The following is a 19,134-nucleotide window of genomic DNA, read 5'->3' as shown; positions in this document are numbered from 1 at the left end:
CACCCACGCTGCGGGGTGACCACCTCCGAAATGGTTGCGTCGCCGACGTCGGCCCACCGAGGTTTCGACACGTCTCGTCGCTACGCTCCTCGACGGCTCAACCACCAACCAACCACCACCCGTTCATGATTCAGCCGAAAATAATCAACCAACTACTACCCGTATGTGATTGAGCCGGGAATAGTCAACCACAAACTACCCGTTGATGATTGAGCCGGGACCGAGCCGCAAAGGCGAGGACCCGAGTCGAAATCTCCGCCACCCACGACGGGTGGCGACCACCTCCGAAGTGGTTGCGACGCCGACGTCGGCCCACCGAGGTTTCGACACGCCTCGTCGCTACGCTCCTCGACGGCTCAACCACCAACCAACCACCGCCCGTTGATGATTGATCCGAGAACAGTCAACCATCAACCACCAGTGGCTGATTGGGCCGCGACGTTCTGACGAGATCGGTCAGCTCAGCTGCTGGATCACCCAGGTGTGAGCATCGGGGACGGCGTCGACGGTGCGCAGGCCCGCCGGTTCGGCCGGGCGATCCACCATGATCACCTGCACACCGAGCTCACGGGCGGCGTCGAGCTTCGGCCGGGTCAGTTCCCCGCCGCTGTCCTTGGTGACCAGGGTGTCGATCCGATTCTCGCGCAGCAGCTCTCGCTCGGCCTCGAGACGGTAGGGCCCTCTGGAGCGCAGGATCTCGTGGTGCGGCGGGAGAGCCGCGGTCGGTGGGTCGACGACGCGGATCAGGAACCATGCCGACTCGACCCCGGCGAACTCCCCCACGTCCTGTCGTCCGGTGGTGAGCAGCACGCGCCGCGGCGCACCATCACCGAGAATCCGGGCTGCCTCCGCCAAGGTGGGCACCCGTTGCCAGCCGTCTTCGGGCCCTGGCGCCCATGCCGGACGGCGCAGCCGCAGGAGCGGGATGCCGGCGTCAGTGCACGCGGTCACCGCATGCGCGGTGATGGTGGCGGCGAACGGATGGGTGGCGTCCACGACCACTCGGATGCCGTTGCCGCGCAACCAGTCCGTCATCGGTCCGATCCCGCCGAAGCCGCCGATGCGGACCGGGCCGACGGGCAGGCGCGGGTCGGCGACCCGCCCGGCGAGGGAACTGATCACCTCGACGCCGCCCTCGTGGAGGGAGCGGGCGAGGGCACGGGCCTCCCCGGTCCCGCCGAGGATCAGGACCGTCACGGATGTGCCTGGCAGTCATCGCGCAGCTTGGTCATCCGCGACTGGGAGTACAGGTAGCTGTCGAGCCGGTCCGGGTTGTCGACGGCGTCGAGGACCCGGCCGACGAAGATCACGGCGGTCTTGCGGATTCCGGCACGCGCCAACGCTTCCGGGAGCTCGGCGAGTGTGCACCGCACGGTCTGCTGCTCCGGCCGGGAGGCGAAGGCGACGGTGGCGGTGGGGCAGTCGGCACCGTAGTGCGGTGTGAGCGCCTCGACGATCTGCTCGGTGCGGTGCGCCGCGAGGTGCAGCGCCATGGTGACACCGGTGGCGGCGAGTTCGGCGAGGTCCTCCCCCGCCGGCATGTCGGTGGACAGCGTCGAGACCCGGGTGATCAGCAGGCTCTGCCCGATCCCGGGCACCGTCAGCTCGGTCTCCAGGGCCGCGGCCGCAGCGGCGAACGCCGGCACGCCCGGTACCGACCGCACCTCGAGGCCACGCGCCTTCAACTCCCGAACCTGTTCGGTCAGTGCCGAATACAAGGAGAGGTCGCCGGAATGCAGACGTGCGACGTCGTGGCCGGCACGGTCGGCGGCGACGATGTGCTCGACGATGTCGGCCAACGGCATCCGCGCGGTGTCGACGATCGTCGCCCCCGGCGGACACAGGTCGAGGACGTCGTCGGGCACCAGCGATCCGGCCACGACGCATGTCTGGCAGCGTGCCAGGATGCGCGCCGCGCGCACGGTCAGGAGGTCTGCGGTGCCGGGTCCCGCACCGATCATGTAGACGGCCATGTGGGCTCTCCCCCATCCGGGTACTTGTCGACGGTCCACTGCACGATCGGTAGTGCGGGCCGCCAGGTGGTGAAACCGCCGAGCGGGGCGGCCGTCTCGACGCCGATCCGGCGCAGTATGCCGCCGTGGCGAGCGGCCCAGGTGGTCAGCAGGGTCTGGTTCTCGATGGTCACCGCGTTGATCACGAGCCGTCCACCCACACCGAGTGCGGCCCACACCCGCTCCAGCATCGGCGTGTCGAGACCACCACCGATGAACACCGCATCGGGTTGCGGCGTGGAATCGGTGAGGGCCTGCGGGAAACCGCCGAGCACCGTGATCCGGTCGCCGACGCCGAACCGGTCCGCATTGTCGGGGATGTGGACGGCCCGGTCGGTGCGCACCTCGAAGGCCACCGCACGGCCGTCGGCATCGGCACGCAGCCACTCGACGGCGACACTGCCGGACCCGGAACCGATGTCCCACAACACCTGCGCACCGGCCGGTTCGAGCGCGCAGACGGTCAGTGCACGCACGGTGGACTTGGTGATCTGGCCGTCGTGGGCGTAGGCGTCCTCGGGGCGGCCCGGCAGCGGTGTGCGCCGCGGACCGACGCAGTCCACCGCGACGATGTTGAGCGGGTCGACCAGCGGTTCGTCCCAGGCGACGGCGCGCGCGGAGTGTCGACGTTCGGCCGGCCCACCGAGCTGTTCGAGCACCGTCATCGACGAGTCACCGAACCCCTGGGCGGTCATCAGATCGGCGATCTGCGCGGGCGTGGTGCCGTCACGGCTGAGGATCAGGAACCGGTTTCCCCGCGACAGGGCCCCGACGATCACCGAAACCGGCGCGGTGACGGTGCTGACCACCGGCGTGTGTGCGGCATCCCAGCCCAGCGCCGCACAGGCCAGCGCGGCACTCGACACCGCGGGGATGATCGTGACGTGCTCGGCACCCAGCTCACGGATCAACGAGGTACCGATACCGTGGAACATCGGGTCGCCACTGGCCAGGATGTGGATCGGCGTGTCTCCGGAGCCCGATCGGGTGGCGCCCTGGGCGGGATCGGCCGGGACGGCATCGGAGCGGGCACTGCCGATCACCTCGGCGAGGTGTGCCGACATCGGTGACCGCCACGCCACACGTGTGGCCGGGACGTCGGCGAGGAGATCGAGTTGCCGGCGTGAGCCGATGATCGTCGTCGCCGACTGCAATGCGCGCCGGGCGCGACCGGACAGGCCGTCCCAGCCGTCGGCGCCGATCCCGACGACGACGATGCTCGGGGAGTTCGGTTGCGACGTGCCGGATTCCGTTCCGGTCGAATCGATCTCGCTCATCGGGGCAGTCGCCGCCAGATCGCGCGCGGCAACAGGCGCATGCCGAAGAACATCGGGCGCAACAGTCCCGGGATCCACACCTCGCCGCGTCCCTTCCGGTACGCGCGTGCCACCGCGTCGGCCACCTGATCGGCGGTGACCGAGAACGGGGCGGGCCGTACGCCCGTGGCCATCAGGTCCGCGGTCATCGCACCGACGACGAATCCGGGACGTGCGAGCAACAGCCGAACCCCGGTGCCGTGCAGGGCATCTGCGAGACCGCTGGCGAATCCGTCGAGGCCGGCCTTGGTGGACCCGTAGACGTAGTTGGCGCGCCGCACGCGAACACCGGCGACCGACGAGAACACGATCAGGGTTCCCGAACCCTGGGTGCGCAGTGCGGTGGCGAGCGGCGTGAGGACGCCGATCTGTGCGAGGTAGTCGGTGTGTGCGATCTGCAGCGCGTGGGCGACATCGGTCTCCGCGCGGACCTGGTCACCGAGGATGCCGAAGGCGATGATGGCCGCCTCGATCGGCCCGTGCTCGGCGACGATCTGCTCGATCAGAGCGGGATGGGAACCGGTGTCGTCGGCGTCGAAGGCCACCGTGGCGACCGAGCGCGCTCCCGCGCCGAGCACTGCCGCCTGCTGATCGGCGAGGTCGTCGGGACGCCGGGCCGCCAGCACCACCGGCCGGTCCGCGCACAGGCGGGTGGCCAGTGCGACACCGATCTCGCTACGTCCACCGAACACGACGATGGAACCGGGGGCGCTGCGATGCGAGGTCACGGGGTGAGTATCCCATCGGCCGTCGACCGTCCGTAGGGTTGGGGCCATGTCACGCTCGCATGCCGATCTGGGCCCGGCCGCACTCGAGTTCCTGTCCGAGTACCACCTGGCCAGCCTGGCCACCTTGCGCGCCGACGGGACTCCGCATGTGGTGGCGGTGGGCTTCACCTACGACGCCGAGGCGGCCGTCGCCAGGGTGATCACGTTCGACGGCAGCCACAAGGTGCGCAACGTCGAGCGCGGCGGCTATGCCGCCCTGACCCATGTGGACGGCCCGCGCTGGCTGACCCTGGAGGGCAAGGCGACGATCCGGCGCGAACCCGATCAGGTCGCCGACGCCGAACGCCGCTATGCCGCCCGGTACCGCCGGCCCAAACCCAATCCGCGGCGTGTGGTGATCGAGGTGCAGGTGGAGCGGGTGATGGGCTCGCACACCCTGCTCGGCTGACCCGTCCGGGGCCGCGGCCCCGGACGGGCCGGTGGCCTACAGGACCACGAGGTCGTGCGGCCGGGTGTTGAGCGGCTCGCCACCGTCGTCGGTGACCACCACGATGTCTTCGATCCGGGCGCCCCAGCGGCCCGAGAAGTACACGCCCGGTTCCACACTGAAGGCCATCCCGGGTCGCAGCACGAGATCGTTGCCCTCGACGATGTAGGGCTCCTCGTGCACCGACAACCCGATCCCGTGGCCGGTGCGGTGGATGAACACCTCGGCCAGGCCCTGTTCCCGCAGCGCATCACGGGCGGCCGCGTCGATCGACTCGGCGGTGACCCCCGGTCGGACCGCGGCCATGGCCAGGGACTGGGCATGCTGGAGTGCCGCATAGGCGTCGGCGACCTCGGCGGGCGGTTCGGCGAAGCAGTAGGTCCGGGTGGAGTCCGAGTTGTAGCCGGGTTCCACCGGTCCGCCGATGTCGATCACCACGATGTCGGTGCCCTCGATGATCCGATCGGAGAACTCGTGGTGCGGGTCGGCACCGTTGGGGCCCGAACCGACGATCACGAACTCGGCGCCGGTGTGGCCCTCGTCGACGATCGCGGCGGCGATGTCGGCGGCCACCTCACGCTCGGTGCGTCCGGGGCGCAGGAACTCCCCCATCCGCGCATGGACACGGTCGATCGCAGCTCCGGCGGTACGTAGTGCCTCGATCTCGGCGTCGTCCTTGACCATGCGCAGCTCCCGCAGCACCGGCGTCGCCAATTGCGGTGTAGCGCCCACCTTCTCGGCGAAGGGGATCACATGCAGGGCGGGCATCGCCTCGGACACCGCGACGGCCGAACCCGCGGCGAGGGCACCGAGGGCGATGGCGTGTGCGTCCTGGCCGTCGACCCAGTCGTCCACCTCGAGACCGAGGTCGAGCACCGCGGACTCGGCCAGCGACGGCACCTCCAACCGGGCCACGACGAGCCGTGGTGCACCGGCGGCGGGAACCACCAGTGCGGTGAGCCGTTCGAAGGTGTCCGCGCGCGATCCCACCAGATACCGCAGATCCGGTCCCGGCGAGACGATCAGCGCGTCGAGACCGGCGTCGGCGGTGAGCTGGGCGGCGCGGGCCAGGCGCGTGCCGTAGACATCCGAACCGAAACGGGGGGCGGTGGTCATGCAGGGCAGCCTACGCGCCGGCATGCCGATCCTCGGACCGCATGTCGGGCCGCGATGACCGCGTGTCGGGCCCGGCGCCGGGACGGGCCGATCGGGCCGGGATGACGAGTGTGTCGGCGCGGGATGAGAGAGTGTGGGCATGACCGGATCGCTGATGTTGCTCGACGGGGCCAGCCTGTGGTTCCGCTCGTTCTACGCCCTGCCGGAGAAGATGACCGCACCGGACGGCCGCCCGGTGAACGCGGTCCGCGGGTTCGTCGACACCATCGCGAATCTGGTGAACCGCGAGTCCCCGAGTCGGCTCGTGGTGTGCCTCGACCTGGACTGGCGACCGGCGTTCCGCACCGAGCTGATCCCGTCGTACAAAGCGCATCGGGTGGCACAGGCCGCGCCCGTCGCCGCCGACGGCCATCGTGCGGGTGCCGACGTCGAGGAGGTACCCGACACCCTGACCCCGCAGGTCGACATGATCATGGACGTGCTCGGCGCCGCCGGGATCGCCACATCGGGCGCGCAGGGCTGCGAGGCCGACGACGTGATCGGCACCCTGGCGTTCGCCGAGACCACCGATCCGGTGCTGGTGGTCAGTGGTGACCGCGACCTGTTGCAGGTGGTGACCGACGACCCGGTGGCGGTGCGCGTGCTCTACGTCGGCCGCGGCCTGGCCAAGGCGGAGCTGATGGGTCCGGTCGAGGTGGCCGAGAAGTATGCGGTACCGGCGGCCCGCGCCGGCTCCGCCTATGCCGAGATGTCGATCCTGCGCGGTGACCCGTCCGACGGGCTGCCCGGGGTGGCCGGTATCGGCGAGAAGACCGCCGCGAAGCTGATCAGCGAATACGGCGACCTCGACGCCCTGGAGGCGGCCGCCGCCGATCCCGGATCGGGCTTGGCGACGCGTCCTCGCAAGGCGATGATCGCGGCCGGTGACTACCTCGGGGTGGCGCGTCCGGTGGTGTTCGTCCGCACCGATGCCGACACCGTCACCAGCGGTCCCGACACCCTGCCGTCGGCACCGGCGGACCCGGCCCGCCTGGCCGACCTCGTCACCGAACTCGGCATCGGCGCCTCGGTCACCCGGCTTTCCACGGCGCTGGGCTGGGATTTCACACCGGCACGCTGACCACACCCGCCCCGGCGCATCTCGCGTCGGGGCGGGTGTCGGATCAGCTGGTCGGACGGGCGACCTCGTACTTGCCGTCGTCGTCGAGAAAGGTCACCTTGACCTGTTGCTTCTGGCCGCCGACGGTGAGTGAGCAGGTGAAGGAGCTGCCCTGTTTCACCCGCTGTCCGGACGGGCAACTGACATCGGAGACGTTGTCGATCTTGTACTGCTCGACCAGGACGTTCTTCACGCCGTCCTGGGCGGCGTTCTGGTCGAGTTCACGGGGCCACCACCACAGCCAGCCGGTCACCACTATCGCCACCGCGGCGACGATCAGCAGCGCACCGACCCCGATGAGCACACGCCACAGGCCCTTCTTCTGGGGCTGGGTGGCCATACCGGCGAACTGGTCACCGGGTTGGCCGTACCCGAACTGACCCGGTTGTCCCTGTCCCGGTTGTCCCTGACCCGGTTGACCCTGTCCTGGTTGGCCGGGCTGGGCGAACTGCCCGAATCCGGCGGTACCGGGCTGACTCGACTGACCGTAGCCGGCGTTCGCCGGTGCCCCCGGATACGACGGGGTCCCGGGGTACGCGGACGGATCCTGGGGCTGCTGACCGTAGCCGGCCGGCGCGCCGTAACCGGCGGGCTGTCCATAACCACCGGGCTGTCCGTAGGCCGCCTGCTGCCCGGGATCAGCGCCATAGCCCGGCTGGGAAGGTGGACCGGTCGGTGAAATCTGGGTCGGGTTGTACTGTCCCGGCGCACCCTGGGCCGGGGCACCGTACGGATTGCCTGCCGGTCCGGGCGGCGGTGTGTACCCCGGCGGGGCATATCCCGGGGGCGGGGTCACCGTTGTCGGCGGGGCGGGTGCGGCGGGCGGGTTGCCTCCGGGCGGCGTGCCCGGGACCTGCACGACCTCCGTGCGCTCCTCGCCGTCTCCCCCCGGTGTCGGAGTGCTGGGCGCATTCGGGTCGTTCGGGTGGCTCATCTGTCTCCCGCCTCTGGTCGGAGCACTCCGGCGTACTGCTGTGCGCAACCGTACCGCAGCAATCGGGCACAGACACCGACTCGAGACCACGCGTCGGCGTGGTGTCGGTCGGATGGTGTCTTCCCCATCGGGATACTCCGGCCGGGTCCCGCTCGCTCAGCTGAGTTCTGCGGCCACCACGCCTCGTCGGATCGAACCGACCGCCGATCGTGCCGAGGCGGCGAGCGGGGAATCGTCGCCCACACCGAGACGGATCTGTTCGAGGAGATCGACCACCTGCCGGTTCCAGCGGACGAAGTCGCCCGGGGACAGCAACTGCCCGCGTTCACCGGCCGCGGCGAGCGATTCGGCGAGCGAACGCCCCGACACCCACAACGACACGGCGATCGAGAAACCGGTGTCGGGTTCACGGGTGGGTGTGACGCGATGGCGGTTCTCGACCGTGGTGAGGTCGCGCCAGATCTCGACGGTCTCGGCGATCGCCGTCCGCAGCGCGGTGTTACCCGGCATGGCGTCGGCACCGGAGTAGGACTCGCGGCGTGACTCGAACACCATCGACGCGACCACGGCGGCGAGGTCGGCGGGACCGAGCCGGTCCCAGACCCCGGCACGGATGCACTCGGTGACCAGCAGGTCGCTCTCACTGTAGATCCGGCTGAGTAACCGGCCGGTGGGCGTCACCTGGACGGCGCCCTTCACGTACTCGACGTAGCCGAGTTCGCTGAGCACCCCGACGATGTGGTCGAAGGTCACCCCGAGGGTGGACGTGCGTTCGCCGATCCGGCGTTCGATGTTGACGATGTCGCGCAGCACCCGGTTGCGCTGTTCGGCGAGCCGGAACAGGTCGTCGGCTCCGTCGATCGTGTGCGCCGGATGTGCGCGGAGCCGTTGCCGCAGCCGGACCAGCTCGGCGTCCTCACCGGCGGTGGCCCGTTTGCGACTGCGGCCCTTGGGAACCTCGATCCCGGTCGAGCGCAACGCCGACGCGAGGTCGCGCCGGCCGCGGCCGGTGCGGCGGTCGGGGTTCTTGGGCAACCGCATCCCGCCGAGCACCTCGGGCGGGTTGACGAAGTCACGGACTCCGACGCGCCCACACCAGCCGTCCTCGACGAGCACCAGCGGTCGGGGGTCGGCCGGCTGCCCGGCGGTCTCGAGGACCACCGCGAGACCGCGATGGCGACCGCCCTGCAGCCCGATCACCGCGCCGCGCTTGAGCGCGGCGAGTTCGGCGGCGATGTTCTCGTGGGTGTTGGTGCGTCGCTCGAATCGCACCTCCCGCTCCCGGCGGCGAATGTCCTCGCGCAGTGTGATGTACCCGAGGAAGCCCCGGTACGGGTCGTCACCGTCCGGGCCGTCGCCATGAGAGTGGTCGGCGTCCGGGTCGTCGGGGCCGTCGGGGCCACCGGTGACCACGCCGGGATCGATCCCCCGCATCTCGGCGGCGGTGATCAGTTGTACGTCGAGACGCCGCAGCCGGACCGACTGCTCGTCGAGTTTGCGGGCATCGCCCACCACCGAGCGGTCGGCCTGGAACTGTGCGAACGAACGGTTGAGCAGGTCGCGCGACCCCTCGAGACCGAGGCGGCCGAGCAGATTGACCGCCATGTTGTACTCGGGGGCGAACGAACTGCGCAGCGGGAAGGTGCGCGCACCGGCCAGTCCGGCGACCTGTTCGGGGACGATCTCGGGGGTCCACACCACCACGGCGTGGCCCTCCACGTCGATCCCGCGGCGCCCGGCGCGGCCGGTGAGCTGGGTGAACTCGCCGGGACTGAGATCGACGTGCGCCTCGCCGTTGAACTTGACGAGCCGCTCGAGGACCACCGACCGGGCCGGCATGTTGATCCCGAGCGCCAGCGTCTCGGTGGCGAACACCATCCGCACCAGACCGCGGACGAACAGTTCCTCGACGGTGTGCCGGAAGGTCGGGAGCAGACCCGCGTGGTGTGCGGCGAAGCCGCGCCGCAGGCCGGCCCGCCACTCCTCGACGCCGAGGATGTCGGCGTCGGCCGGGGAGAGTTCGGTCAGGTGCCGGTCGACCACCTCGTCGACCTCGGCGACCTGTTCGGGGGTCAGCAGGTGCAGTCCCGAGCGCAGACACTGGGCGAGTGCGGCGTCGCAGCCGACGCGACTGAAGATGAACCCGATCGCCGGGAGCAGTCCCTCCCGTTCCAGCCGGGCGACCACCTGCGGCCGCGGCAGTCCTCCGCCCCGGCCACCACCGCGGCCCCGTCCCGACCGCCGTCCGCCGCGCCGGTCGTCGTGCTCCTCGGCGAGCAGGATCTTGTGCCGGATGTGGCGCTTGAGCTCGGGGTTCACCTTGGCACGGCCACCGTGCCCATCGGGATGCGGATCGAACAGGTCGAACAGGCGGTTGCCGACGAGCATGTGCTGCGAGAGCGGCACCGGCCGGTGTTCGTCGACGATGACGGTGGTGTCGCCGCGGACGGTCTGGATCCAGTCACCGAACTCCTCGGCATTGCTGACCGTGGCCGACAGGCTGACCACCCGCACCGACGGTTCCAGATGCAGGATCACCTCCTCCCACACCGCACCGCGGAAGCGGTCGGCGAGGAAGTGCACCTCGTCCATCACGACATGCGACAGCCCGCGCAGCGCCGGTGACCGGGCGTAGATCATGTTGCGGACCACCTCGGTGGTCATCACCACGATCGGGGCGTCGGAGTTGATCGAGGTGTCGCCGGTGAGCAGGCCGATCGCGGCCTCCCCGTGCACCTCGACGAGGTCGTGGTACTTCTGGTTGCTCAGCGCCTTGATCGGCGTGGTGTAGAAGCACTTCGTGCCGCCCGCGAGGGCCAGGTGCACCGCGAACTCGCCGACGATCGTCTTGCCGGCACCGGTCGGCGCGCACACCAGCACCCCGTGCCCGGATTCGAGGGCGCGGCAGGCACGGCTCTGGAAATCGTCGAGACGGAAGTCGAGCCGTTCGGCGAACTCGTCGAACGCGGTCGGGACAGCGGGCTGCTCGAGAACATGGTCGCTGGAAGTCATCGCCTCCAGCATGTCACCTCCGGCACCGGATGCGCGTGCCGGAGGTGATGCGCCGCTCGCGGCCTGCTTCCGCGGCACACCCGGTTGTGGGTGATCGGCTCAGAGCACGTCGTCGAAGGTGGCGCGGTCACGCACCGAGGTCCGCGCCGGCGACGGTGCCGGTGTCGCGGCGGGGATGGTCGACGCGGTGGGGCGTGCGGACGGTTCGGGCAGCGGGCTCGCCTCGTCGTCGGACAACCCGGCCCAGTCCGAGCTCGCCCGACCCCGACGGCGGTCGTTGAGCCGTGCGATCTGGATCGCGACCTCGAGCAGGATCGTCAGCGCGAGAGCCAACGCCAGCATCGTGAACGGATCCTGACCCGGGGTGACGATCGCGGCGAAGACGAACATGGTGAAGATCAGGCCGCGTCGCCACGCCTTGAGCCTCGCGTAGGTGAGCACACCGACCAGGTTCAACGCCACGATCAGCAACGGCAGCTCGAAGCTGACGCCGAAGATGATCAGCAGGTGGATCATGAAGCCGAAATACTGGTCGCCGGCGAGCGCGGTGACCTGTACGTCGTTGCCCACGGTCAGCAGGAAGTGGAAGGCCTTCGCGACCACCAGGTAGGCCAGCACCGCACCGGCGACGAACAGGATCGCCGCGGCACTGACGAAGCTGATCGCGTACTTGCGTTCGTTCTGGTGCAGCCCCGGGGTGATGAACTGCCACAGCTGATACAGCCAGACCGGACAGGCCAGGACCAGCCCGGCGGTCAGCGCGACCTGCAGGCGCAGCATGAACTGGTCGAACGGACCGGTCGCGAGCAGACGACAGCTGTCGTCGGGGGTCAGCGTGGCACGCGACGACGCGGGCAGCGAGCAGTACGGCTCCCGGAGCAGGTCACCGAGGGACCCGATGCCGGGGATGCCGTGGGAGTACCAGACGAAACCGAAGATCGTCGTGACGACGATCGCGGCCAGTGAGATGAGCAGGCGGTACCGCAACTCCTGCAGATGCTCCACCAACGGCATGGTGCCGTCGGGGTTGATCTTGTGTTTGCGGCGCCTCGGGTCGAACGGAATCCGCACCGGGCTTCGCCTAGGCGGACTTCTTCGTGTTGTCGGTCACCGAACTGGCGTCCACCGACTTGTCCGAGGCGGGCAGCTCACGCGGCGCCTCGACCTGCGACGACGGCGCCTCGGTGGTGCCGTCCTTCTGCATCTCCTGGACCTCGCTCTTGAAGATCCTCAGCGACTGTCCCAGACCGCGTGCCGCGTCGGGCAGCTTCTTGGAACCGAACAGCAGCACCAGGACGACCAGCACGATCACCCAATGCCACCACGACAATGCACCCATCGGAAAGCCCCTTTGATTCGTCTCGTCAACTATCGTAGCGCGCTCGGGCCCGCCTGGCGTGCTCGGCAACGGCCCGACCGATGTCCGGTTCGTCGACCGCTCGCACCCGACCGGCGAACCCGAGCAGGAACCGGGTCAGCCACTCCGCCGAACCGTAGACGAGGCGGGCGCGGACCGGTGCCGACGGATCCGTGCGATCGGTGAGGTTCTCCACCGGTTCGAGGTCGTAGTAGTCGAGAATCCACTGCGCCTCGGGATCCATCTCGATCACCACCGACGGCAGGCCGGGGTTCTCCGACAGGATCGGCGACTGCATCGGCCCCGCCGCGGCCGGCGGGGCGGCCGCCTCGTCGAGGACGGTGGCCGCATCGATCCGGTCGAACCGGAACAGCCGGATGCCCTCGCTGCTGCGACACCAGGCCTGCAGATATGTGTGGCTCTCCACCGCCTCGAGCGAGATCGGGTCGACGATCCGCCGTGCCACGGTGTCGCGCGAGGCCGAGTAGTAGTCGATCTCCAGCGCGCGGTGCTCGCGGACGGCCTCCCGAACCGCACGGTAGCGAGGTTCCTCGGTGCTCTCCCCCACGCCCGCGGCGGGTGCGGCCACCGACAGCCGTCCCGGCCCGAACGCCGGTGATCCGACCGCCAGTTCGATCTTCGCGATCGCGCGGCCTGCCGCCTCACGGTCGACGGCACCGGGGGTGTCCAGCAATGCGCGCAACGCGATCAGCAGGATGCTGGCCTCGCTCGGGGTGAGCCGCAGGGGTCGGTCCATCCCGGCGGTGAAGCCGACGTGGACGTGGCCTTCGCTGAACTCGAGTTCGATCAGGTCGTCCGGGTAGTACCCGGGCAGTCCGCAGACGAACAGCTGCTCGAGGTCCTTGGTGAGTTGCTTCGGGGTGACGCCGAGGTCGGCGGATGCCTGCTCGACCGAGATCCCGTTGCGGGCCAGGAAGTACGGGACGAGTGCGAGGAGCCGGTTCAGCCGGGACGGTTGTGCGATGGCCATCACGCCTGCACCCCGGTCAGCTCGTCGAGTGCGGTGATCACGGCCGTGCGCAGTTCCGGCGGCGACAGCACCACGGCGTCGGCACCGGCGCCGAGGACCAGCCGGGTCAGCGCCGACAGCGACCTGATCTCGATGTCGAGCAGCGAACCCTGCTCACCGTCGACGGTGTGGGGCCGGGCGGCACGGGCCAGGCGACGCAGCCCGGCGGCACGGCCGGCGGCCACCCAGATACCGGCGACGCGGCCGTCGGAACCGACCGCGGAATCGACCGCCGCGGTGACGATCGCCTGCAGATCGGTCCCCTCGGGCACCGCCACCGGATCAGGTTCGGCGATCGGGGTGACCTCCGAGATACGGCTCAACCGGAATGTTCGGGTGTCGGCGCGACCACGATCGTGGCCGACGACGTACCAGCGTCCGCGATGGGTCACCACACCCCACGGTTCGAGGGTGCGGGTCATGCCGGCCGCGGTGCTGCCCGCGCGATAGGTGAAGGTGACCGCCTGCTGGGCGTCGATCGCGGCGAGCAGGGCCCCCAGACTCGTCTCCGATCCCATCGACCGGGTGGAGTCGGCAGCGGACACACCGATCTCGTCCTCGGCGCGGACATCGAATCCGGCGGCGCGGAGCTTGAGCACCGCGGTCTGTGAGATCGCCGAGATCTCCGGGGTGTCCCACAGCGCCGCGGCCATGGCGATCGCGGCGGCCTCGTCACGATCCAGGGTGATGTCGGGCAGGTCGTAGCTGTCCCGGTTGATCCGGTAGCCGTCGCTGCCGTGCCCACCCACCGACTGTCCGGTGACCAGCGGGATGCCGAGCTCCCGCAGTTCGGTCTTGTCGCGCTCGAACATCCGGTTGAACGCCTCGACGGACCGGTCGTCGTCCTGATAGCCGGCCACGTTGCGTCGGATGTAGTCGGCGGTCACGTACTGACGCGTCGTCAGCAGACAGATCACCAGATTGAGCTGACGCTCCACCTTCGAGATCCGCGTCGCGGAAGACTTGGTTGCCACGCCTGTGACCCTACGGCTCACATGGAGGCGATCAGGCGATCGACGCGCTCGTCCACACTGCGGAACGGGTCCTTGCACAGGACGGTGCGTTGCGCCTGATCGTTGAGCTTCAGATGCACCCAGTCGACGGTGAAGTCACGCCCGGCCTTCTGCGCGGCCGAGATGAAGTCGCCACGCAGCTTCGCCCGGGTGGTCTGGGGTGGCTCGTTGACCGCGGTGGCGATCGTCTCGTCGGTGGTGGCCCGCCGGACCAGTCCCTTGCGGGTGAGCAGGTCGAACACGCCGCGTCCGCGCTTGATGTCGTGGAAGGCGAGGTCGAGCTGCGCGATCTTCGGATCCGACAGCTCCATCGAGTACCGGTCCTGATAGCGCTGGAACAGTTTGCGCTTGATCACCCAGTCGATCTCGGTGTCGACCTTGGAGAAGTCGTCGGCCTCGACCGCGTCGAGCACCCGGCCCCACAGGTCGACCACCATGTCCATCTCCGGATCCGGCTGCCGGTTGACCAGATGCTCGACGGCACGCGCGTGGTATTCGCGCTGGATCTCCAATGCGGTCGCCTGCCGACCCCCGGCCAGCCGCACCGGACGACGCCCGGTGGGATCGTGGCTGACCTCGCGGATCGCGCGGATCGGATTGTCGAGGGCGAAATCCCGGAATGCGACACCGGCCTCGATCATCTCCAGCACGAGTGTCGCCGAGCCGACCTTGAGCATGGTGGTCATCTCGGCCATGTTCGAGTCGCCGACGATCACGTGCAGGCGGCGGTACTTCTCGGCGTCGGCGTGCGGCTCGTCGCGCGTGTTGATGATCGGCCGTGACCGCGTGGTGGCCGACGACACGCCCTCCCAGATGTGCTCGGCACGCTGTGACAGGCAGAAGGTCGCGGCCTTCGGCGTGGCCAGGACCTTGCCCGCCCCGCAGATCAGCTGCCGGGTCACCAGGAACGGCAGCAGCACATCGGAGATCCGGGAGAACTCGCCGGCCCGCACGACGAGATAGTTCTCGTGGCAGCCGTACGAGTTGCCCGCGGAGTCGGTGTTGTTCTTGAACAGGTAGATGTCGCCGCCGATACCCTCGTCGGCCAGGCGCTGTTCGGCGTCGACCAGGAGGTCCTCCAGCACGAGCTCACCGGCGCGGTCGTGGTTGATCAGCTGGATCAGCCCGTCGCACTCGGCGGTCGCGTACTCCGGATGCGACCCAACGTCGAGATACAGCCGGGCACCGTTCTGGAGGAAAACGTTGGACGACCGGCCCCACGACACCACCCGCCGGAACAGGTAGCGCGCCACCTCGTCCGGACTCAGCCGACGGTGACCGTGGAAGGTGCACGTGACACCGAACTCGGTCTCGATACCCATGATTCGACGCTGCACGGTTCAACCCTACTCGTGAAAGGCCCGGTCGAGGCGGTCGGCGCGCGGCGGATTCGCCCCGGCCAGTTCAGGATTGACCCGGTTCGGTTCAGGATTCACCGCCACTCCCCTCGCCGTCGGTCGGCACGGTTCCGGCGGTCCCGGCATCGGGTGCCCCGGCGTCGGCATCGGCCGGCGGTGCCGGGAGCAGTTCCTCGACCCGCGCCGGCGCCAGGCGCTTGAACGCGCGTCGGGGCCGGTTGCGGTCCAGGACGGCGACCTCGAGATCGGACGGACTCAGCTCGCGCGGTGCCGCGGCCTGTCCGGAACTGCCGGTGTCGGCGGGTGTGGACAGCGCCGCGACGGCGGTACCGAGGGCCTGCGCCAACGGCAGATCGGGCTGGTAGGACTCCCGCAATGCCGCCGCGATGGATTCCGTGGCACCACCCATCACCAGGAACCGGGTCTCGTCGGCGATCGAACCGTCGTAGGAGATCCGGTACAGCTGGGACGGCCGGGGCTTACCCGGACGTGACACCTCGGCCACACACAACTCGACCTCGTAGGGCTTGGCCTGCTCGGTGAACACCGAACCGAGGGCGTTGGCGTAGGTGTTGGCCAGCGACAACGCCGACACGTCGTTGCGGTCGTAGCTGTAACCCCGCAGGTCGGCGAGCTGGATGCCGGCCTTGCGCAGACTCTCGAACTCGTTGTACTTGCCGACCGCGGCGAACCCGATGCGGTCGTAGATCTCGCTGGTCTTGCGCAGGGTGTTGGAGGGATTCTCCGCGACGAACAGCACACCGTCGGCGTAGGTCAGGATCACGACGCTGCGGCCCCGCGCGATTCCCTTGCGGGCCAGCTCCGAGCGATCGCGCATGATCTGCTCGGCGCTGGCGTAGTACGGGAACGTCACCGCACATCTCCTTCGTGCTCGGCGGCGCGGCGGTCGGCGATCGCGCGGGCCGCGGACTCGATGTCGGACGGGTCGACCTCCCGGGCACCGTCGGCACCCACGACCACCGCGGTCGGGAAGATCTTGCGGACGATGTCGGGTCCACCGGTGGCGGTGTCGTCGTCGGCGGCGTCGTACAACGCCTCGACGGCCACCGCGAGCGCCCCGGCCTCGTCGAGGTCGGAGCGGAAGAGCTTCTTCATCGACGACTTGGCGAACACAGAACCGGAACCGATCGCGGTGTACCCGCCGAACTCCTCGTGCCGGTCACCGGCGACGTCGAAGGAGAAGATCCGGCCGCGTTCGGACGGGTCGTCGTGGTCGATGTCGTATCCGACGAGCAGCGGGATCGCCGCGAGGCCCTGCATGGCGGCGGCCAGGTTGCCGCGCACCATCGATGCCAGGCGGCTGACCTTTCCGTCCAGCGTGAGCGGGACGCCCTCGATCTTCTCGTAGTGCTCGAGTTCGACGGTGAACAGGCGCACCATCTCGATCGCGATCCCGGCGGTGCCGGCGATGCCGGCGGCCGAGAACTCGTCGGTGATGTACACCTTCTGCACGTCGCGGGTGGCGATCAGATTGCCCATGGTGGCCCGCCGGTCCCCGGCGAGGATCACCCCGCCGGGGAAGCTGATCGCGACGATCGTGGTGCCGTGCGGGATCTCGGAGGCATCGGCGCCGGTCATCGCGGCCATCCGGTCGGCCCGGGCAGACGGGAGCTGCTCGGGCGCATGCGCCCGGATGTAGTCGGTGAACGAGGAGATGTCTGCGCCGAGGCTCGGTGCGGGTCGATGGGTGGGACTACCGGGCAGTGAACCGAACCTGTCGCTCACTGGCCGCCCTTCTGCACGTAGGCGCGGACGAAGTCCTCGGCGTTCTCCTCGAGCACGTCGTCGATCTCGTCGAGCAGATCATCGGTGTCCTCGGCGAGCTTCTCGCGGCGTTCCTGGCCCGCGCCGCCGTCGGGGCCGAGGTCGCCGTCGTCGTCGCCGCCACCACGCTTGGTCTGTTCCTGCGCCATCTGCCTGGCCCCTTCTCTCGGCGGCGGCCCGGCGGCCGCCGCGCGGTGCAAACACGTTGCCGGTCTTGCATCCCGACTCCCGCCGGTAGGTCCACACTACCGGCGCGAGTGGGTTCAGGTCGGGCAGAACACGAGGAGAAGTCCGAATGACCTTTCGGCGGTGATCAGTTGGTCAGCTGGTCGACGAGCTCGGCGGCCGAATCCACCGAGTCGAGCAGCTTCCCGACGTGGGCGCGGCTGCCGCGCAACGGTTCCAGGGTCGGGATGCGGACCAGCGAGTCGCCGCCGAGGTCGAAGATCACCGAGTCCCAGCTGGCCGCGGCGACATCGGCACCGAACCGGCGCAGACACTCGCCACGGAAGTACGCGCGGGTGTTGGTCGGGGGCTCGGTGATCGCCCGCATCACGTCGGCCTCGTCGGTGAGCCGCTTCATCGAGCCGCGGGCGACGAGGCGGTTGTAGAGCCCCTTGTCCAGGCGCACGTCGGAGTACTGCAGGTCGATCAGCTGCAGCCGTGGTGCCGACCAGCCGAGCCCCTCGCGCTGCCGGAAACCCTCCATGATCCGGAGCTTGGCAGGCCAGTCGAGGATGTCGGCGCATTCCATCGGGTCGCGCTCGAGCTTGTCGAGCACGTCGGCCCACGTGTGCAGCACGTCGATGACCCGCTCGTCGTCGGAGTTCTCCCGCTCGTGGAAGGTGGTACACCGATCGAGGTACTCGCGCTGCAGTGCCAGACCGGTGAGCTCGCGGCCGCTGGTCAGCGCGACCGTCGCCTGCAGCGACGGGTCGTGGCTGATGGTGTGCACGGCCTGCACCGGGCGGGCCAGCTCGAGATCGGAGAAGTCCACACCGGCCTCGATCAGGTCGAGGACCAGTGCGGTGGTCCCCACCTTGAGATAGGTGGCGGTCTCGGCGAGGTTGGCGTCGCCGATGATCACGTGCAGCCTGCGGTAGCGCTCCGGGTCGGCGTGCGGCTCGTCGCGGGTGTTGATGATGCCGCGCTTGAGCGTGGTCTCCAGGCCCACCTCCACCTCGATGTAGTCGGCGCGCTGGGACAGCTGGTAGCCGGCCTCGTCGCCGGACTGGCCGATCCCGACCCGGCCGGATCCGCAGATCACCTGCCGGGAGGCGAAGAAGGTGGTGAGCCCGTTGATCACCGCGGTGAACGGCGTGTCCCGGCTCATCAGATAGTTCTCGTGGGTGCCGTAGGAGGCGCCCTTGCCGTCGATGTTGTTCTTGTACAGCTGGAGTCGCGGCGCACCGGGCACACTGGCGACATGCCGGGCGGCGGCCTCCATCACCCGTTCTCCGGCCTTGTCCCACAGCACCGCGTCGAGCGGGTCGGTGACCTCGGGTGCGGAGTACTCCGGGTGCGCGTGGTCGACGTAGAGCCGCGCCCCGTTGGTGAGGATCATGTTGGCCGCACCGATCTCGTCGGCGTCGATGATCGGGGCGGGGCCACCACCGCGTCCGAGGTCGAATCCGCGGGCGTCGCGCAGTGGCGACTCGACCTCGTAGTCCCAGCGTGTGCGCTTGGCCCGGGGCACCCCCGCGGCCGCGGCATATGCCAGGACGGCCTGCGTGGACGTCATGATCGGATTCGCGGTCGGGTCGCCGGGTGCGGAGATCCCGTACTCCACCTCGGTACCGATGATTCGCTGCATGTGATCGAGCCTAG

Annotated in this window: 18 protein-coding genes; 2 read left to right on the top strand and 16 right to left on the bottom strand. The window is 69.4% G+C overall.

The window, feature by feature from the left end; genetic code table 11:
- Positions 1 to 456 precede the first annotated feature (456 nt).
- From GD1_RS02425 to dprE2, 4 genes are read right to left on the bottom strand one after another with little or no spacing between them, the layout of a single operon-like run.
- Positions 457 to 1,197, bottom strand: a complete 741-nt coding sequence (locus GD1_RS02425; RefSeq protein ID WP_244882464.1) for a cobalt-precorrin-6A reductase — start codon at positions 1,195 to 1,197, stop codon at positions 457 to 459.
- The gene (locus GD1_RS02420; protein WP_059035394.1) at positions 1,194 to 1,973 is read right to left on the bottom strand and encodes a cobalt-precorrin-4/precorrin-4 C(11)-methyltransferase; all 780 of its coding nucleotides are present in this window, start codon (positions 1,971 to 1,973) and stop codon (positions 1,194 to 1,196) included. The genes GD1_RS02425 and GD1_RS02420 overlap by 4 nt, the downstream gene beginning before the upstream one ends.
- Positions 1,958 to 3,289: a bifunctional cobalt-precorrin-7 (C(5))-methyltransferase/cobalt-precorrin-6B (C(15))-methyltransferase gene (locus tag GD1_RS02415; RefSeq protein WP_059035392.1), complete on the bottom strand. Its 1,332-nt coding sequence runs from the start codon at positions 3,287 to 3,289 to the stop codon at positions 1,958 to 1,960. The genes GD1_RS02420 and GD1_RS02415 overlap by 16 nt, the downstream gene beginning before the upstream one ends.
- Positions 3,286 to 4,056: a decaprenylphospho-beta-D-erythro-pentofuranosid-2-ulose 2-reductase gene (dprE2, locus tag GD1_RS02410; RefSeq protein ID WP_059035390.1), complete on the bottom strand. Its 771-nt coding sequence runs from the start codon at positions 4,054 to 4,056 to the stop codon at positions 3,286 to 3,288. Before dprE2 ends, GD1_RS02415 begins: the two co-directional genes overlap by 4 nt.
- Positions 4,057 to 4,102: 46 nt before the next feature.
- On the opposite strand from dprE2, the gene GD1_RS02405 reads away from it, so the two are divergent.
- A complete protein-coding gene (locus GD1_RS02405) occupies positions 4,103 to 4,504 on the top strand; it encodes a TIGR03618 family F420-dependent PPOX class oxidoreductase (protein WP_020794421.1) in 402 nt (133 codons plus the stop codon).
- A gap of 36 nt (positions 4,505 to 4,540) precedes the next feature.
- Here the strand turns inward: GD1_RS02405 and GD1_RS02400 are convergent, their stop codons facing one another.
- Positions 4,541 to 5,659 carry a M24 family metallopeptidase gene (locus GD1_RS02400; RefSeq protein WP_059035388.1) on the bottom strand — a complete coding sequence of 373 codons (1,119 nt, stop codon included), beginning with the start codon at positions 5,657 to 5,659 and terminating at the stop codon, positions 4,541 to 4,543.
- A 154-nt stretch (positions 5,660 to 5,813) separates the two neighbouring features.
- On the opposite strand from GD1_RS02400, the gene GD1_RS02395 reads away from it, so the two are divergent.
- Positions 5,814 to 6,779 carry a 5'-3' exonuclease gene (locus GD1_RS02395; RefSeq protein ID WP_059035407.1) on the top strand — a complete coding sequence of 322 codons (966 nt, stop codon included), beginning with the start codon at positions 5,814 to 5,816 and terminating at the stop codon, positions 6,777 to 6,779.
- Between the two features lie 43 nt (positions 6,780 to 6,822).
- On the opposite strand, the gene GD1_RS02390 is transcribed toward GD1_RS02395, so the two are convergent.
- The 11 genes from GD1_RS02390 to dop form a co-directional block, all read right to left on the bottom strand.
- A complete protein-coding gene (locus GD1_RS02390) occupies positions 6,823 to 7,752 on the bottom strand; it encodes a DUF4333 domain-containing protein (protein ID WP_083533801.1) in 930 nt (309 codons plus the stop codon).
- Between the two features lie 156 nt (positions 7,753 to 7,908).
- Positions 7,909 to 10,764, bottom strand: coding sequence for a DEAD/DEAH box helicase (locus GD1_RS02385; RefSeq protein WP_059035403.1), 2,856 nt, complete (start codon positions 10,762 to 10,764; stop codon positions 7,909 to 7,911).
- Positions 10,765 to 10,863: 99 nt separating this feature from the next.
- Entirely contained in the window at positions 10,864 to 11,835 is a 972-nt protein-coding gene (gene tatC / locus GD1_RS02380; protein WP_053776771.1) for a twin-arginine translocase subunit TatC, read from the bottom strand.
- A gap of 10 nt (positions 11,836 to 11,845) precedes the next feature.
- Positions 11,846 to 12,103 carry a Sec-independent protein translocase subunit TatA gene (tatA, locus tag GD1_RS02375; protein ID WP_020791825.1) on the bottom strand — a complete coding sequence of 86 codons (258 nt, stop codon included), beginning with the start codon at positions 12,101 to 12,103 and terminating at the stop codon, positions 11,846 to 11,848.
- A gap of 25 nt (positions 12,104 to 12,128) precedes the next feature.
- A complete protein-coding gene (locus GD1_RS02370; RefSeq protein WP_059035382.1) occupies positions 12,129 to 13,112 on the bottom strand; it encodes a helix-turn-helix transcriptional regulator in 984 nt (327 codons plus the stop codon).
- A complete protein-coding gene (locus GD1_RS02365) occupies positions 13,112 to 14,125 on the bottom strand; it encodes a helix-turn-helix transcriptional regulator (RefSeq protein ID WP_244882461.1) in 1,014 nt (337 codons plus the stop codon). Before GD1_RS02365 ends, GD1_RS02370 begins: the two co-directional genes overlap by 1 nt.
- A 17-nt stretch (positions 14,126 to 14,142) precedes the next feature.
- Positions 14,143 to 15,501 (bottom strand): Pup--protein ligase, encoded by a 1,359-nt coding sequence (gene pafA / locus GD1_RS02360; RefSeq protein ID WP_083533799.1) that lies wholly within the window; start codon positions 15,499 to 15,501, stop codon positions 14,143 to 14,145.
- Between the two features lie 88 nt (positions 15,502 to 15,589).
- Complete coding sequence (gene prcA, locus GD1_RS02355; protein ID WP_059035378.1) at positions 15,590 to 16,396, bottom strand: proteasome subunit alpha; 807 nt, start codon at positions 16,394 to 16,396, stop codon at positions 15,590 to 15,592.
- Positions 16,393 to 17,268: a proteasome subunit beta gene (gene prcB / locus GD1_RS02350; protein WP_059035376.1), complete on the bottom strand. Its 876-nt coding sequence runs from the start codon at positions 17,266 to 17,268 to the stop codon at positions 16,393 to 16,395. Before prcB ends, prcA begins: the two co-directional genes overlap by 4 nt.
- Complete coding sequence (locus tag GD1_RS02345; RefSeq protein ID WP_020793229.1) at positions 17,265 to 17,456, bottom strand: ubiquitin-like protein Pup; 192 nt, start codon at positions 17,454 to 17,456, stop codon at positions 17,265 to 17,267. Before GD1_RS02345 ends, prcB begins: the two co-directional genes overlap by 4 nt.
- A 164-nt stretch (positions 17,457 to 17,620) precedes the next feature.
- Positions 17,621 to 19,120: a depupylase/deamidase Dop gene (dop, locus tag GD1_RS02340; RefSeq protein ID WP_059035374.1), complete on the bottom strand. Its 1,500-nt coding sequence runs from the start codon at positions 19,118 to 19,120 to the stop codon at positions 17,621 to 17,623.
- Positions 19,121 to 19,134: the final 14 nt, after the last annotated feature.

The sequence above is a fragment of the Gordonia desulfuricans NBRC 100010 genome, from assembly GCF_001485495.1.
Lineage (GTDB): Bacteria > Actinomycetota > Actinomycetes > Mycobacteriales > Mycobacteriaceae > Gordonia > Gordonia desulfuricans.
This window is presented reverse-complemented; position numbering and strand designations above follow the sequence as displayed.

Excerpts from the sequence above, each read along its gene's own strand:
- GD1_RS02420 (WP_059035394.1), bottom strand. The coding sequence starts at position 1,973 with ATGGCCGTCTACATGATCGGTGCGGGACCCGGCACCGCAGACCTCCTG.
- GD1_RS02415 (WP_059035392.1), bottom strand. The coding sequence starts at position 3,289 with ATGAGCGAGATCGATTCGACCGGAACGGAATCCGGCACGTCGCAACCG.
- GD1_RS02405 (WP_020794421.1), top strand. The coding sequence starts at position 4,103 with ATGTCACGCTCGCATGCCGATCTGGGCCCGGCCGCACTCGAGTTCCTG.
- GD1_RS02400 (WP_059035388.1), bottom strand. The coding sequence starts at position 5,659 with ATGACCACCGCCCCCCGTTTCGGTTCGGATGTCTACGGCACGCGCCTG.
- GD1_RS02395 (WP_059035407.1), top strand. The coding sequence starts at position 5,814 with ATGTTGCTCGACGGGGCCAGCCTGTGGTTCCGCTCGTTCTACGCCCTG.
- GD1_RS02390 (WP_083533801.1), bottom strand. The coding sequence starts at position 7,752 with ATGAGCCACCCGAACGACCCGAATGCGCCCAGCACTCCGACACCGGGG.
- GD1_RS02385 (WP_059035403.1), bottom strand. The coding sequence starts at position 10,764 with ATGACTTCCAGCGACCATGTTCTCGAGCAGCCCGCTGTCCCGACCGCG.
- tatA (WP_020791825.1), bottom strand. The coding sequence starts at position 12,103 with ATGGGTGCATTGTCGTGGTGGCATTGGGTGATCGTGCTGGTCGTCCTG.
- GD1_RS02370 (WP_059035382.1), bottom strand. The coding sequence starts at position 13,112 with ATGGCCATCGCACAACCGTCCCGGCTGAACCGGCTCCTCGCACTCGTC.
- GD1_RS02345 (WP_020793229.1), bottom strand. The coding sequence starts at position 17,456 with ATGGCGCAGGAACAGACCAAGCGTGGTGGCGGCGACGACGACGGCGAC.
- dop (WP_059035374.1), bottom strand. The coding sequence starts at position 19,120 with ATGCAGCGAATCATCGGTACCGAGGTGGAGTACGGGATCTCCGCACCC.